The organism is Thermomonas paludicola, assembly GCF_024498955.1.
Classification (GTDB): Bacteria; Pseudomonadota; Gammaproteobacteria; order Xanthomonadales; family Xanthomonadaceae; genus Thermomonas; species Thermomonas paludicola.
The window spans coordinates 2,669,369-2,685,325 of sequence record NZ_CP093311.1 but is presented as its reverse complement, the minus strand read 5'-3'; the positions used below and the strand labels follow the sequence as shown (position 1 = coordinate 2,685,325).

The window sequence follows — 15,957 nt, the reverse complement described above, 5'->3', positions numbered from 1 at the left end:
TTTGCTTCGATTGAATGCCAGCGCTGCGGTGACGCAGCCCTGTCGCAGCATCTGCGCCGCCTGGGGTATGGCGGTCACACGAAAACTCAGAACGGACTTGGGGGTTATTTATGAGCGACATCAGGAACGCCGGCACGACGGGCAAGGCACGCAATCGCCGCATCATCAAGTTGGCCCCCATCACCCGTGCCGTGCGCTCCGCACTGGCCGTGTCGGCGCTGACGCTGGCCATCGGCGTCAGCGGCAATGCCGCCGCCGCACCCTCCGGCTATCGGGTATCCATGGCGCATGCGCTGCAGACCGAGCGCCCGGCCATCGACTTCGCCCCGGTGTTCGACCTGACCGCCATCAATACCCTGTTGGCGCCGGGTGGCGTGCATCCACTGGTCGCATCGCTGATCGCCGACACCCAGCCCGGTGACGTGCAGATCACCAACAACACCCCGATCATCGACACCGCCGCCGGCGACATCACCGCGATCAGCGGCTACAGCACTGGCGGCAACGTGGGCATCGTCAACGGCGCGCTTGGCGCCATCAACGTGCACTCCGACAACGGCAACGCGATTGGCATCTACGGCTATGCGCTTGCAGGCGATGTCACCATCGCCAACGTCGCCAGCGTGGTTGCCGACGCCGACAACGGTCTGGCGGATGGCATTTTCGCTTCCGGCGCAAACGTCACCGTGACCAATACCGGCGCCGTCACCGCGACCGGTTACAGCTGGGCCGCGGGCATCGAGGCGCAGGCCACCGGCGTGACCTCGGTCACCAACACCGGCAGCCTCTACGCCAGCGCCTCGGGCGGCGGCGGCCTTGCCTACGGCATCTACGCCAGCGGCGACGACGTCACCGTGGTCAACGACGGCAGCATCACCGCGCGTGGCTACTACGCCACCGGCATCAATGCGCAGTCCACCGGCGACATCGCCATCCACAACTACGCGGGCGGCAGCATCGATGCCGGCACCACCACCGGCAGCGCGCTGGCGTGGGGCATCAACGTCGAATCCAACGGGTATGGCGCCGATGTCAGCATCGACAACGCGGCAGACATCCACGCGGCAGCGGTCTATGGCGCCAGCGGCATTTCCGCCACCGCCAGCGGCCTGGGCGGCACGATCACCATCAACAACAGCGGCGACATCGTCGTTGTGCAGAACAAGGCGATTACCAGCTACGGCGCCTACGGCATCCTGAGCTCCGCCGATGCGGACTCGACGATCAACAACGACGGCAATGTCAGCGTGTCGTCGAAGGGCCAGGCCTGGGGCCTGATGTCGATGTCCTTCGCCGGCAATGCCGACGTGACCAACACCGGCAATGTCAGCGCCACCAGCACGTTGAATTCTTCCGCCAATCCGGGCTTGGGCGCCACCGGCATCACCGTGTTCTCGGGCAATGGCACGGCTACCGTGGACAACAGTGGCGACGTCAGCGCAACCGCCCGGCGGCGCGCCATCGGCGTTGATGCACAAGCCTATGGCGACGTGACGGTCAACAACAGTGGCAGCATTACTGCAACGACGGCAGTGGCATCCTCGGCGCGTGCCGATGGCATCAAGGCGATCTCGGGCGCCGGCAATGTCGCGATCACCAACGGCGGCTCCATCTATGCCACCGGCGCGACACTGGCGATCTCCGTGTATGCGGTCGCGGAAGCGGGTGATGTGACCGTCACCAACGACGCCGGCGGCGACATCGGGTTCTATTCCTACGCAGGCCGCGGCCGCGGCGTATTTGCCTACGCCACCGAAGGCGATGTGACCGTCAACAATGCGGGCACCATCAGTGGCTATGCCTTCGCCCAGACGTATGGCGTGCTGGGCAATGCCCCGCAGGGTGACGTCAGCGTCGACAACAGTGGCACCATCAACGTGGCCAGCGGCAACAACAAGGTGATGGGCGTGCTTGCGCGCGCACCCAATGGCAACGCGAGCATCAGCAACAGCGGCGACATCTATGCCATCAGCGGCGTGAACGGCTACGCCGGCACCGCTGCCTATGGCGTGTTCGCCACCGGTGCGAATGCCGACGTGGCCAACAGCGGCACCATCGAAGTGCATGGCAATACCGTGGCCGTGGGCGTGGTGGCGCAGTCCACCTATGGCGCCAGCGTCACCAATACCGGCGGCAGCGTCGTGGCCTATGCCAATGGCACCGCGATCGGCATTACCGCCAGCGCCTCGCAGGGTGGCGTCACCATCGACAATGCCAGCCTGGTTGGCGCGCTCAGCCAGCAGGGCAATGCCACCGGCATCACCGCCAGCGGCTACGGCAATGTCGGCATCGTCAACACCGGCAACGTCTATGCAATGGCCTTCAACAACGCGGCCGCGATCAAGGCACTGAGCAGCACCGGTGACGTCAGCCTCGAGAACGACGGCAATCTCTCGGTCTACGCGTTGAACGGCAGTGCCATCGGCCTGTACGCGTATTCCACCGCGGGCAATGCGTCCGTCGCCAATACCGGCGACATCAGTGCGGAATCCGTCAACGGCCTGGCCGACGGCATCTTCGTTTCCGGTGCCGATGTGGATGTGGCCAATTCCGGCCGCATTGGCGCAACCGGCAGCACATGGGCAGCGGGCATCGAGGCGCAGGGCACCGGCGCTACCTCGGTGCAGAACGATGGCGGGATCACCGCCAACGCCACAGGCGCGGGTGCGCACGCGTTCGGCCTGTATGTCACCGGGCAAAGCGTGACCATTGGCAACACCGGCAATATCGCGGCATATGGCTACTACGCCACCGGCATCGAGGCCCAGTCGTTTGGCGACCTCGCCATCGACAACAGTGGCGACATCGTTGCCGGAATGACCTACGGCGGGACGTTCTACAGCGCGCTCGCCACCGGCATCAATGCCATCAGCAGCGGCGAAGCCGCCGCGGTTTCGGTCACCAGTACGGGCAACATCACGGCGATGGGCTATTACGGTGCCACCGGCATTTCCGCCGTTTCCGGCGGCACGGGCGGTACCGTCAACGTGGACAACAGTGGTGACATCACTGTCGCGCAAGGCAACAAGTATGGGTACGGCGCCTACGGCATCGCGACCTCGGCCGATGGCGATTCGGTCGTCAACAACAGCGGCGCGATCACCGTGAATTCCGAAGGCCTGGCCAGCGGCATCACCGCGCTGTCGTTCGCAGGCAATGCCAGCGTGACCAACGCAGGCGACATTACCGCCACCAGCGCAGCGCAGGGCTATTTCGGCGCCAGCGGCATCACCGTGTTCTCGGCCAACGGGTCGGCGTCGGTGGACAACAGCGGGTCGGTGTCGGCCGTCTCGGCGGGCATCTACCAGGCGCAGGCGCGCGCGGTGGATGCGCAGGCGCTGGGCGACGTGACCGTCAACAACAGCGGCTCGCTGTACGCGAACGGCCAAAAGTACGCGTTTGGCGTGTATGCCGTGTCCGGTACCGGCGACGTGTCGGTGACCAATGATGCGGCTGGCAGCATCGGCTTCAGTTCCTATCTGGGACGCGGCTGGGGCGTGTTCGGCTACGCCACGCAGGGTGACGTCAACATCACCAACGCCGGCGCCATCCAGGGATACGCCTATGGCCAGTCGAGCGGCGCCTTCGGCGTGGCTGCGCAGGGCAGCGTGACCGTGGACAGCAGCGGCACCATCGACATCACCAGCGGCAACGGCGCGGCACTGGGCGTGTTCGCCCGCGCCGACAACGGCACCGCCAGCGTGACCAACAGCGGTGACATCAGCGTCACCAGCGGCGGCGGCTACTACGCCGGCACGGTTGCCTACGGGGTGCTGGCGCGCGGTGACTACGCCAATGTGGCCAACAGCGGCAACATCAGCGCTACTGGCTACAACGTCGCCATTGGCGCAATCGCCAGCGGCTATCACGGCGCCACGGTCAACAGCACCGGCGGCAGCATCAGTGCCTCGGCGTTGGGCGACGCCATGGGCATCTTCGCCAGCTCGGTCTATGGTGGCTCGGTCGTCAACAGTTCCACCGACATCACTGCCGTGGGCATGTACCTCTCGGCCACCGGCATCCGCGCCGAAAGCGTGCTGGGTGATGCCCAGGTCAACAATTCCGGCGCCATCACCGCGCTATCGCAGCTTGGTGCGGCCACCGGCATCTCGGCCTACACGATTGCCGGTGACGCGTTGATCGAGAATGCCGGCGATGTCACTGCAGCGTCCGTCAGCGGTGCCGGCAACGCCATCGGCCTCTACGCCTATTCCGAATACGGCAACGCCACGGTGCACAACTCGGGTGCGCTGACCGCCTACTCCGCCGATGGTCTGGCGGACGGCATCTTCGGCTCCGGCACGGTGGTCGAGGTGGTGAATTCCGGCGCCATCGACGCGGTGGGTTATGCCTGGGGCGCGGGGATCGAGGCGCAGGGAGCGGCCTATGTGCATGTCTCCAACACCGGTGACATCAATGCCCAGACGATGCGCTTCGTGCAGGTCGCCGATTACAACGGCAACACCGTGGGCGGCACCAACGGCGGCAAGGCATTCGGCATCTACGCCACCGGCGGCACCTACGGCGCGATGGTCGCCAATACCGGCGACATCACGGTGGGCGGCGGCTATGCCACCGGCATCGAGGTGCAGTCGCAGGGCAATCTGGGGATCACCAACAGCGGCGACATCGTCGTCGGCGCGGGCCTGAGCAGCTACTACAACAGCGGCAACCAGTACACCTACTACTACGGCACCCAGGTCGCAGCCGGCATCAATGCCAGCAGCAACGGCGAAAACGCCATCGTCAGCGTCAGCAACAGCGGCGCCATCACCGCCGATGCCATCTTCGGCGCCAACGGCATCTCCGCCGTCTCCAGCGGCACCGGTGGCAAGGTTGGCATCAGCAACAGCGGCAATATCAGCGTCAGCCAGGGCACCAAGTACGGCTACGGCGCCTACGGCGTGTTTGCGTCGGGTGACAGCGACACCAGCATCAACAACTCGGGCGATGTCACGGTGGCGTCCGAAGGCGCCGGCACCGGTTTGGGCGCGGTTTCGTTTGCCGGCAGCGCGGTGGTGGTGAACCACGGCGACATCACCGTCACCAACACGGCGATGCTGTACTACTCGGCCATCGGTGCCTCGGCGTTCTCGGCCAACGGTGACGCGGCGGTGGGCAACTACGGCTCGGTGTCGGCCACCAGCGCCTATCACGCCTACGGCCTTGACGCGCGCGCCTTCGGTGACGCCACCGTGGTCAACGGCGGCAGCGTGTACGCCAACGGCAAGTATGCGTTCGGCGTGTATGCCTCGGCCGGTACCGGCGACCTGGTGGTCTCCAACCAGCAGGGCGGCAGCATCGAGTTCTACTCGTACGCGGGCAAGGGTTGGGGTGCGTTCGGCGTGGCCACCCAGGGCGACGTGACGATGGTCAATGCGGGCAGCATCGAAGGTTATGCCTACGGTCAGTCCGCGGGCATGTTCGGCGTGGCGTCGCAGGGCGATGCCGGCGTCGGCAACAGCGGCAGCATCAGCGTGGTCAGTGCCAATGACGTGGCAGTAGGCACGTTCGCGCGGGCCGATGCGGGAACCGCGACGGTGACCAACAGCGGCGACATCACCGCGGTGAGCGGCCACGGCAGCTATGCCGGCAACACTGCTTACGGCATGTTTGCGCGCGGGCTGTATGCGCAAGCGGCCAACAGCGGCAACATCACCGCGACCGGCTACTACACTGCGACCGGTATCGTGGCGCGCTCGGATCAGGGCACCACGGTCACCACGGCCTCGACCAGCCAGGTTGCCGCCACGGCCTACTTCGTTGCCATCGGCATCGAGGGTCGTTCGGAATACGGCAACGTGGCAGTCACCAATGCCGGCGGCATTGCGGCTGACGGTGGCTACGGCGCCGTCGGCATCCAGGCGTACAGCGCGCAGGGCGATTCGTCTGCAAGCAATGCCGGGCATATCGTTGCCAATTCGGATCTCGGCATGTCGATCGGCCTGACCAGCTACGCCGCAATGGGCGATGCCATGGCGGGCAACTCCGGCACCATCACGGCCACGGCCGACCACGGTGCCTACGGCATGTCGGTGCAGTCCGGCCAGGGCAGCGTTACCGCCAACAACAGCGGCAGCATCTCCGCGACCTCGCCGTATGTCTCCATCGGCATCGTTGCCGAAGCCCATGGCGATGTCACGGTCAACAATGCGTCCACGGGCCACATCGAAGCGACCAATGGTGACTTGGCGGCGGGCGTGCATGTGCTCAGTGCCAGCGGCGACATGACCGTCAACAACGCCGGCATCATCCATGCCAGTGGCGCTACCTTGTCGGTGGGCGTCGCGTTCGAGGGCGTGTACGGAACCAACACCCTGAACAACCTTGCGGGCGGCAAGGTCAGCGCCGACGGCGCCGACGGCGCCGCCTTCGCGGTGGTGGGCGGCGATGGCGTCGAAGTCATCAACAACAGCGGCACGATCCTGGGCGCGATCAACCTGTACGCAGGCAACGACGTGTTCAACAACAAGGCCGGTGGCCTGTGGGATGTCGGCAGCACCACCTACACCAGCTTCGGTGACGGCAATGACCTGCTCACCAATGCCGCAACCGGGCTGATCACCATCAATGGCGGCGCGATCGCGATGGATGCCGGTGATGACACCATCACCAATGCCGGCACGATCCGCCTGACCAATGGCACCATCACCATGGGCCCGGCGGTGATTCCGGTGCTGCCGCTGGCAGGCGAAGTCAACCTGTTCAACAACAGCGGGACGTTGAAGGTCGTCGGCAACAGCAGCATCGATACGGCCGGTGGCACGTTCAGCAATACCGGCCTGGTGGACTTCACCAACGGCGTCACCACCGACAAGCTGACGCTGGGCGGCACGCTGGCCGGCACGGGCACGATGAGCATCGACGTGAACCTGGCCACGCTCGCCGCCGACCAGCTGCAGGTCAACGGCGACGTTGCCGGCAATGCCAAGCAGACGGTCAACGTGGCGTTCGCGGGCATGCCGACCACTGCCACCACCACCGTGTCGTTCGCCAATGTCACCGGAACTTCGGCCGCGGGCAATTTCGTGGCGGGCCAGTTCATCGGTTACAACCAGAACGCGAACTTCCTGACCCTGGGCCTGGGCGTGAACAGTGCGATCAATGCGACCAATACCGCCAATGACGTGTTCTCGATCAGCATGCAGGTGAACGGGTTGAGCGATAGCGGCACGCTGGCGGCGTCGGCGGCTTCGGGCGCGGCTGGCTTCCTCAACACCCAGGTCGGCACCTTCCGCCAGCGCTTGGGCGTCAATCCTTACGGCGATGCCGGCAAGGTGTTGAGCGCATTCGTTCGCGGTTACACCGAGCAGGGCGACATGCAGTTGGCGCACACCGCCGGCAACTTCGGCCAGGGTGGCAACTTCAACTCCAACCAGACCAGCTGGGGCCATGAAGTCGGCATCAACGCCAACCTGACCGGCAACTTCCACGCCGGCCTGACGTTCGGCAACGCCGACAGCCGCCAGCGACTGATCGATGGTGGCGTGGGCGAAAATCGCCTGGATGGCTCGACCTTCGGTGCCTACGCGACCTGGTACGTGCCCGGCGGCTTCTACGTTGACCTGAGTGGTCGCTGGATGGCGACCGACATCCGCACGATGTCGGCGGCCGGCACCATGGCCAGCCGCGCACATGCCAATGCCTACAGCCTCGAAGCGGGTTACGAGTGGCAGCTGGGCGGCATGACCCTGGTGCCGCAGGCGCAGTACACCCGCACCACGGTGAATGACGTCAAGGCCTTCCAGGGCGGACTGCTGAACTTCGTTTCCCACGGCGGCACGTTCTCGCGCGGCCGCATCGGCGTGGAGCTCAACAAGACCTTCCAGATGGGCGATGTGCGTTGGACGCCGTATGGCACCTTGTCCGCCATCCACGAGTTCGACGGCAAGAGCAGCTACACCGTCGGCAGCTTCGTCGGCACCACCAGCACCCAGGGCACCAGCGCGATGGCTGAACTGGGCCTGGGCGTGCAGAAGGGCGGCTTCGGCTTCACCATCGGCGCCAACTGGACCGATGGCGGCGCTTACAAGAGCTTCGTCGGCGGCCAAGCCAACGTCCGCTTCTCCTGGTAACACCTCACGACATGGGCCTGGCACCTGCCAGGCCCATGGCTTCAACACCGTAGTCTGGACAGCAAGTGACCAACGAAAACAATCAGAAAGACGCCGATATCCAGTCCAATCAGGACACGCCTGAGCTGGACACGGGGCTGGATGCGATCGCCGCCGAGGCCGCCGCAGCCGAGCCAGCCAAGGCTGCCGACGCAAGCCCGCCAGCCGCCGCGCAGGCCCCCCGCGACATCACCAAGCTGAAAGTGGAAAAGAGCTGTTCGCGCGGCCTGGCCGGGTGGCTTGGGCAGAATCGCCTGTCACTGGCGATCACCTCCTACCAGTCCGGTCGCATCTATCTGGTCGGCAGCGACCGGCAAGGCCGGGTGTCGTTCTTCGAGCGCATCTTCGAGCGCGCGATGGGCGTGGTCGGCAATGCGCAGCGCATTTATCTGGGCGGTTTGTACCAGCTGTGGCGGTTCGAGAACGTGCTGCGCCCGAACGAGATCATCCACGGTCAGTTCGACAAGTGCTACGTGCCGCGCAATGCGCAAACCATCGGCGATCTGGACATCCATGAGCTGGGGATCCGCAAGAACGGCAAGGTGGTCTTCGTCAACACCAAGTATTCCTGCATTGCGGAACTCAGCCAGACGCACAGCTTCAAGGCGATCTGGAAGCCGAACTTCATCAGCAAGCTGGCGCCGGAAGACCGGTGCCACCTGAATGGGTTGGCGATGGTTGACGGCGAACCCAAGTACGTGACCGCCGTTTGCCGCAGCGACAGCGTCGATGGCTGGCGTGACCGGCGCCGCGATGGCGGCGTGGTCATCGACATGGACACCGACGAAATCGTCTGCGAAGGGCTGTCGATGCCGCATTCGCCGCGCTGGCACAACGGCAAGCTGTGGCTGCTCAACGCCGGCACCGGTCAATTGGGCTGGGTGGACTTCGAGAAAAAAGCGTTCGTGCCGCTCGCCTTCGTGCCCGGTTTCGCGCGCGGCCTGTCGATCATCGGCAACGTCGCGGCGGTGGGACTGTCGAAGCCGCGCAACCAGCGCTTCGAAGGCTTGCAGCTGGATGACGAACTGAGCAAGCGCGATGCCGATCCGTGGTGCGGCGTGCAGATCATTTCGCTGACCAATGGCGATGTGCTGAACTGGATCCGCTTCGAAGGCGACATCAGCGAGATCTTCGACATCAGCTTCCTGCCCAACGTGAAGCATCCGATGATGATCGGCCTGCGGACCAACGAAATCCGCGACCTGATCACCTTTGAATCCGAATTGCCGGTGGAGGCGCCCGCAGCATGATCCGCATTCTCGCCACAACCGCGCTCGCCCTGGGTGTGCTGGTGCCCGCACAGGCGCTGCGCGCGCAAGCCAAGCCGGCCGCGCCGGCCGCAAATTCCGCGGCACCTGCGGCGGATCCGTCCGCCAACATGTTCAAGGCCTGGGACAAGAACAACGATGGCCAGTTGTCGCTGGTGGAGTTCCGCAGCGGGTGGGAACAGGCGCAGGCCGTCGCCAGGGCGCAGTTGGCGCTGCGCCGGCAGTTCGCGACCATCGATGGCAACCATGACGGGGCCATCGAGGCCAGTGAATACGGCAATCTGCTGCTGATCAAGAACGCCGGCAAGGCGGCGCCGCCACTGGCGCGGTTCGATGCCAATGCCAACGGCAAGCTGGAATTCGCCGAATACATCAAGCTGGTCGAGGCGATGGCGCCGCAGGCGGCGCAAGCCAAGGGCGCGCAGAAGTGAAGATCGAGATCCTCCCGGTCTGGAAGCAGGTCACGCCCGAGCTTGCCCAGGAGCTGATGGCGTTCTGGCGCGAGCAGAAGGCCATCGTCGATGAGGCGGCAGCGGAGCAGCGCGCGCAGCAGGTCGTGTGCATCGCGCGCGATGCGGGCGGCGCCCTGTGCGGCGTCGGCACTGCCGTGGTGAAGATCTTGCCGCGCCTGCGCCAGCCGACTTACTACTACCGGCAGTTCTTCGCCAAGCCGCTGCGTGGGCAGCATCAGGAGCTGCCGTTCTTCCAGCGCTGCAAGCAGGTGCTGCAGGACTTCAACGCCGGGCTGAAGCGTCCGGAAAGCCTGGGCATCCTGCTGGAAATCGAGAACGCCAAGATTGCCGCCGCCTACAAGGCCGCGGTCGAACCCGGTTTCGACGCCGTGTTCATCGGTTATTCCCCGCGTGGCCTGCAGTTGCGCGTGTCGTATTTTGAAAATGCCACTCTTTTGCCGCCCGCTCCGATCAGGGGGCCGGTGCTGGCGGCTAAGGGGCGTCGTGCCATCCCGCAACAAACCCGCCCCAACCCAACTCGGCACGGCGATGGCCGAGCCTGATCATCACGGAGAACGCGCCATGAAAGTACAAGCTAGCCTGTTGTCTCTTGCTATTGCGTCCACGCTGGCCCTCGCTGCGGCCCCGGCCCAAGCGGCGGCGCCGTCGAAGTCTGCGGCGATTGCCCGCGCCGATGCCCTGCTCGGCAACCACGCGTCGCTGGTGCGTCGCGCCGCCGCCGATGCGTTCGTCGCCCGCGACGTGATCGTCGATGCCAATGGCACCGAGCACGTGCGCTTCGACCGTACCTACAACGGCCTGCCGATGATCGGCGGCGACGTTGTCGTGCATTCGCGCAATGGCAAGCTGGCGGGGACCAGCGAAACCCTGACCACCGCCGCACGCCCGGGCCTGCGCCCGCAGCTGCGCCGTGACCAGGCCATCGTGGCGGCCGGCGCCCATTTCGGCAGCAAGTTCATCGGTGCGCCCAGCTCGCGCATGGTGATCTACGCGCTGGGCACCGCCCCGGTGCTGGCGCATGAAGTCACCTTCAACGGCATCAAGGCCGACCAGACCCCCACCGAAATGCATTACTTCGTGGACGCGACCAATGGTCGCATCCTGAACCAGTGGGACAGCGTGCAGACCGCCAAGCCCGGTCCGGGCGGCAGCGGCAGCTGCGTCGGCGCCACCTCGGTTGCGGGTACCGGCAAGACCATGGCCGTGGGTGACGTGGTGCTGAACACCACCAAGTGCGGCAGCAGCTACCAGATGGTGGACATGACTCGCGGCGGCGGTGCCACCCACAACATGTCGATGAAGACCTCCGGCATGGGTGCGGTGTACAGCGGCAGCACCAACGTCTGGGGCAACAACCTGATCAGCAATTCGCAGACCGTGGCCGCCGATGCCCATTACGGCATCGCCATGACCTGGGATTACTACAAGACCCAGCATGGTCGCAACGGCATCGCCAACGATGGCGTGGGCGCCATCAGCCGCGTGCATTACGGCCGCAACTACCAGAATGCGTTCTGGAGCGATTCGTGCTTCTGCATGACCTTCGGCGATGGCGACAACGGTGCCAGCATCCTGCCGCTGGTGGCGATGGACGTGGCCGGTCACGAAATGTCGCATGGCGTGACCAGCCGCACGGCCAAGCTGGTGTACAGCGGTGAATCCGGTGGCCTGAACGAAGCCAACTCGGACATCTTCGGCACGATGGTCGAGTACTACGCCAACAACCCGAACAATGCGCCCAACTACGTGATGGGCGAGAAGCTGTTCCCGAACAACGCCGACATGAGCAAGGCGATCCGCTGGATGTTCAAGCCCAGCCTGGACGGCCGCTCGCCGGATTGCTACACCGGCAGCATCGGAAGTCTCGACGTGCACTACAGCTCGGGCGTGGCCAACCACTTCTACTACCTGCTGGCGGAAGGCGCGGTGGTGCCGGCCGGGTTTGGTGCCGGTACCTGGGCCAACCTGACCCCGGCGTCGCTGGTGTGCAACGGCAATACCGCCCTGACCGGGATCGGCCGCACCGCCGCTGGCGCGATCTGGTACCGCGCGCTGACGGTGTACATGACCTCCAGCACCAACTACGCGGCCGCGCGCACCGCAACCCTCAGCGCCGCCACGGACCTGTACGGTGCGGGTTCCGCGCAGTACAACGCGGTGAATGCAGCATGGGCTGCCGTGAGCGTTGTTCCGGCGATCTGATGACCGCCCTCGCGTGACGACGAACGGCCCGCGCAAGCGGGCCGTTTTTCGTGGCGGGATTCCAGGCCATCGGCGCGGTGCTGACGGGTTGGCTCCTGAGTCGCGGAAGGCCGTTCGGCCGGCCTGCTAAAATGTCGAGTCTTTGCTCGAACGCCGCCGCCTGGCGGCGTTTTCGCTGTAATCGGAGTCCACATGACCTCTACCGCCGAACTGTCTTCACCCGAATCCGCCAAGGCCCTGCTCACCCACGACGTGCTGGACGCCGACTACACGCTGGAGGACAAGTACCGGCGCGTCGAGGGCCGGATCTACCTGTCTGGCGTGCAGGCGCTGGTGCGGCTGCCGCTGATGCAGAAGCTGCGCGATGAGCGCGCGGGCCTGGACACCGCCGGCTTTGTCAGCGGGTACCGGGGCAGCCCGCTGGGTGGATTTGACCTCGAGCTATGGCGGGCGAAGACGTATCTGGAAGGCGCGTCGGTGAAGTTCACCCCCGGCCTCAACGAGGATCTGGGTGCGACGATGGTCTGGGGCACCCAGCAGCCAGGCCTGTTCCCGGGCGCCAGGCACGATGGCGTGTTCGGCATGTGGTACGGCAAGGGGCCGGGCGTGGATCGCTGCGGCGACGTCTTCAAGCATGCCAATGCGGCGGGCACGTCGAAACACGGCGGCGTGCTGGCACTGGCCGCCGACGACCACAACTGCCGCAGCTCCACGCTGCCGCACGGCAGCGAGCACGAGTTCGTCAGCGCGATGATGCCGGTGCTGAACCCGGCCGGCGTGCAGGACATCCTCGACATGGGCCTGCTGGGCTGGGCGATGAGCCGCTACACCGGGCGCTGGGTGGGTTTCAAGACGATTGCCGAAACGGTGGAGTCCTCGGCCTCGGTGCAGGTGGATCCACATGCGCTGCAGATCGTGCTGCCGGGCGACGACGAGTTCGAGATGCCGCCGGGCGGGCTCAACATCCGCTGGCCGGATCCGCCGTTGGAGCAGGAAATGCGCCTGCACCGGTATGCGGTAAAGGCGGCGCAGGCGTTTGCACGTGCCAATCGCATCGACCGCGTGGTCATCGACTCGCCCGATGCGCGGCTCGGCATCGTCACCACCGGAAAGAGTCATCTGGACGTGCTGCAAGCCCTGGAGTACCTGGGTCTGGACGAGGCCAGTTGCCGCGACCTCGGCATCCGCGTGTACAAGGTCGGCATGACCTGGCCGTTGGAGCCGCAGGGCATTCGCGCCTTCGCCAGCGGGCTGCAAGACATTCTGGTGGTCGAGGAAAAGCACGCCTTCATCGAGTCGCAGATGAAGGAGCTGTTCTACAACTTCGAGGGCCAGCGGCCATCCATCGTCGGCAAATACGACGAAACCGGCACGTGGATCCTGCCGTCCACCGGCGAGCTGACTCCGGCGCGCATCGCCAGCGTGATCGCCGCGCGCGTGCAGCGCTTCCACGACAGCCAGCACATCCGCGACGTGCTGCAGTGGATCGAGCACAAGGAGGGCGAGCTGGCGCTGCCGCGCGCGAACTTCCCGCGGGTGCCGCACTACTGCTCCGGCTGCCCGCACAACACGTCAACCAAGGTGCCGGAAGGCAGCCGCGCGCAGGCCGGCATCGGCTGCCACTACATGGTCACGTGGATGGACCGCAGCACCGACACTTTCACCCACATGGGCGGCGAAGGCGTGACGTGGGCCGGCCAGGCGGCGTTCACCGACACGCCGCACATCTTCCAGAACCTCGGCGACGGCACCTATTTCCACAGCGGCTCGCTGGCGATCCGCCAGGCCATCGCCGTCGGCGTCAACATCACCTACAAGATCCTCTACAACGACGCGGTGGCGATGACCGGCGGCCAGCCGGTGGACGGCACGCTGTCGGTGCCGCAGATCGCCCACCAGATGCGCGCCGAGGGCGTGCAGACCATCGCGCTGGTGTCCGACGACATCGACAAGTGGACCGACCCGTCGATCTTCCCGAATGGCGTGAGCTTCCATGACCGCCGCGACCTGGACGCCGTGCAGAAGAGGCTGCGCGAGGTGAAGGGCACGTCCATCCTGATCTATGACCAGACCTGCGCCACCGAAAAGCGCCGCCGCCGCAAGCGCGGCAAGATCGTCGATCCGCAAAAGCGCGTGCTGGTGAATTCACTGGTCTGCGAAGGTTGCGGCGACTGCGGTGCGAAGAGCTTCTGCGTCAGCGTGCTGCCCAAGGACACCGAATACGGGCGCAAGCGCGAGATCGACCAGAGCAATTGCAACAAGGATTATTCCTGCGTCGAGGGCTTCTGCCCCAGCTTCGTCACCGTGCATGGCGGCAAGCCGCGCAAGGGCAGGAAAATCGACGCCAGTGCGCGCCTGGCCGCGTTGCCGGCACCGCGCATCGTCAGCGACCTGGCGCAGCCGTGGAACATCCTGATCACCGGCGTCGGCGGCACCGGCGTGGTGACGATCGGTGCCTTGCTGGGCATGGCGGGGCATCTGGAAGGCAAGGGTTCCAGCGTGCTCGACCAGACCGGGCTGGCGCAGAAAGGCGGCGCGGTCACCACCCACATCCGCATCGCGAAGACGCCGGACGACATCCACGCCGTGCGCATCGCCGCCGGGGAAGCGGACCTGGTGCTGGGCTGCGACATGGTGGTGGTCAACGACTACTGGACCCTGTCCAAGATCCGCCCGCAGCGCAGCACCGTGGTGCTGAATACCTATCAGGCGATGCCGGGCACGTTCACCACGCGCCCGGACATGGAGTTCCCGGCGGCCGACATCGTCAAGGCGGTGGCGACGGCATTGGGCGGCGACATGCCGCTGCAGATCGACGCCACCCAAATTGCGACAGCGCTGATGGGCGATGCCATCGCGGCCAATCTGTTCATGCTGGGCTATGCCTGGCAGCAGGGATTGGTGCCGATCTCGCTGGATGCGCTGCTGCGGGCGATCGAGCTCAACGGCGCGGCGGTGGAGATGAACAAGACCGCGTTCGCGTGGGGCCGGTTGGCGGTGGTGGACATGCTGGCAGTGCTGGATGCCGCCGGCATCGTGCGCAACCTGCCCACGGCGGCCGAGCGTGCCGGCCATGTGTTGCCGCTGCTGGGCGCCACCGCCAACGAAGCGGCCGAGTCCGGCCTCAACCCGCACGCCGTGGCCTTGCGCAGCGAGGATGAGCTGCGCCACGTACCGGCATCGGATGCGGGCGAAGCCGCGTTCGCCGCGCTGGATGATGCGCGCTTGTCGCGTTCACTGGATGAAGTCATCGCGCGCCGCGTGGCATTCCTTACCCAATACCAGAGCGCGCGCTATGCCCGGCGCTACCGTGATTTCGTGGCGAAGGTGCGCGCCGTGGAAGCGACCCGGGCGCCGGGCAGCACCGATCTGTCGGAAGCGGTGGCGCGCTACTTCTTCAAGCTGATGGCCTACAAGGACGAATACGAAGTGGCCCGCCTCTACACCAGCGGCGATTTCCGCAGGACGCTGCAAGCGCAGTTCGAAGGCGATTACAAACTGCACTTCCATCTCGCCCCGCCGCTGCTGGCGAGAAAGAATGCGCAGGGCCAGCTGCAGAAGAAGGAATACGGCCCGTGGGTGTTCACCGCATTCCGCGTACTGGCCAAGCTGCGCCGCTTGCGCGGTACGCCGCTGGACGTGTTCGGCTATACCGCCGAGCGTCGCGGCGAACGCGCCCTGATCGGGGAATACGTGCGAACCGTGACCGCGCTGTTGGACAAACTGGATGCCGGCAACGTGGACCTGGCCGCGCAGATCGCCAGCATTCCGGAGCACATCCGCGGCTTTGGCCACGTCAAGGACGCGCACCTGCACAAGGCGCGCGCACGTCTGGCCGAGTTGCTGAAGGAGTGGGACAACCCGCTGCGGATCGTGCAGGCGGGGTGAGCCGGCGGCGGA

The 15,957-nt window shown here is 65.6% G+C and carries 6 protein-coding genes; all 6 read left to right on the top strand.

Annotation, left to right across the window (positions count from 1 at the left end; translation table 11 throughout):
- Positions 1–110: 110 nt before the first annotated feature.
- The 6 genes from LIW09_RS12495 (at position 111) to LIW09_RS12470 (ending at position 15,945) form a co-directional block, all read left to right on the top strand.
- The gene (locus LIW09_RS12495) at positions 111–8,075 is read left to right on the top strand and encodes a hypothetical protein (RefSeq protein ID WP_256645924.1); all 7,965 of its coding nucleotides are present in this window, start codon (positions 111–113) and stop codon (positions 8,073–8,075) included.
- A 65-nt stretch (positions 8,076–8,140) separates the two neighbouring features.
- Positions 8,141–9,364 carry a TIGR03032 family protein gene (locus LIW09_RS12490; protein WP_256645923.1) on the top strand — a complete coding sequence of 408 codons (1,224 nt, stop codon included), beginning with the start codon at positions 8,141–8,143 and terminating at the stop codon, positions 9,362–9,364.
- Positions 9,361–9,813: an EF-hand domain-containing protein gene (locus LIW09_RS12485; RefSeq protein WP_256645922.1), complete on the top strand. Its 453-nt coding sequence runs from the start codon at positions 9,361–9,363 to the stop codon at positions 9,811–9,813. The genes LIW09_RS12490 and LIW09_RS12485 overlap by 4 nt, the downstream gene beginning before the upstream one ends.
- Entirely contained in the window at positions 9,810–10,397 is a 588-nt protein-coding gene (locus LIW09_RS12480) for a hypothetical protein (RefSeq protein ID WP_256645921.1), read from the top strand. The genes LIW09_RS12485 and LIW09_RS12480 overlap by 4 nt, the downstream gene beginning before the upstream one ends.
- A 19-nt stretch (positions 10,398–10,416) precedes the next feature.
- Positions 10,417–12,057 (top strand): M4 family metallopeptidase, encoded by a 1,641-nt coding sequence (locus LIW09_RS12475; RefSeq protein ID WP_256645920.1) that lies wholly within the window; start codon positions 10,417–10,419, stop codon positions 12,055–12,057.
- Positions 12,058–12,309: 252 nt separating this feature from the next.
- Complete coding sequence (locus LIW09_RS12470) at positions 12,310–15,945, top strand: indolepyruvate ferredoxin oxidoreductase family protein (RefSeq protein ID WP_425507939.1); 3,636 nt, start codon at positions 12,310–12,312, stop codon at positions 15,943–15,945.
- Positions 15,946–15,957: the final 12 nt, after the last annotated feature.

What these genes read in the sequence shown, in the direction of transcription:
- LIW09_RS12485 (WP_256645922.1), top strand. Translation starts at nt 9,361, where the DNA reads ATGATCCGCATTCTCGCCACAACCGCGCTCGCCCTGGGTGTGCTGGTG.
- LIW09_RS12475 (WP_256645920.1), top strand. Translation starts at nt 10,417, where the DNA reads ATGAAAGTACAAGCTAGCCTGTTGTCTCTTGCTATTGCGTCCACGCTG.
- LIW09_RS12495 (WP_256645924.1), top strand. Translation starts at nt 111, where the DNA reads ATGAGCGACATCAGGAACGCCGGCACGACGGGCAAGGCACGCAATCGC.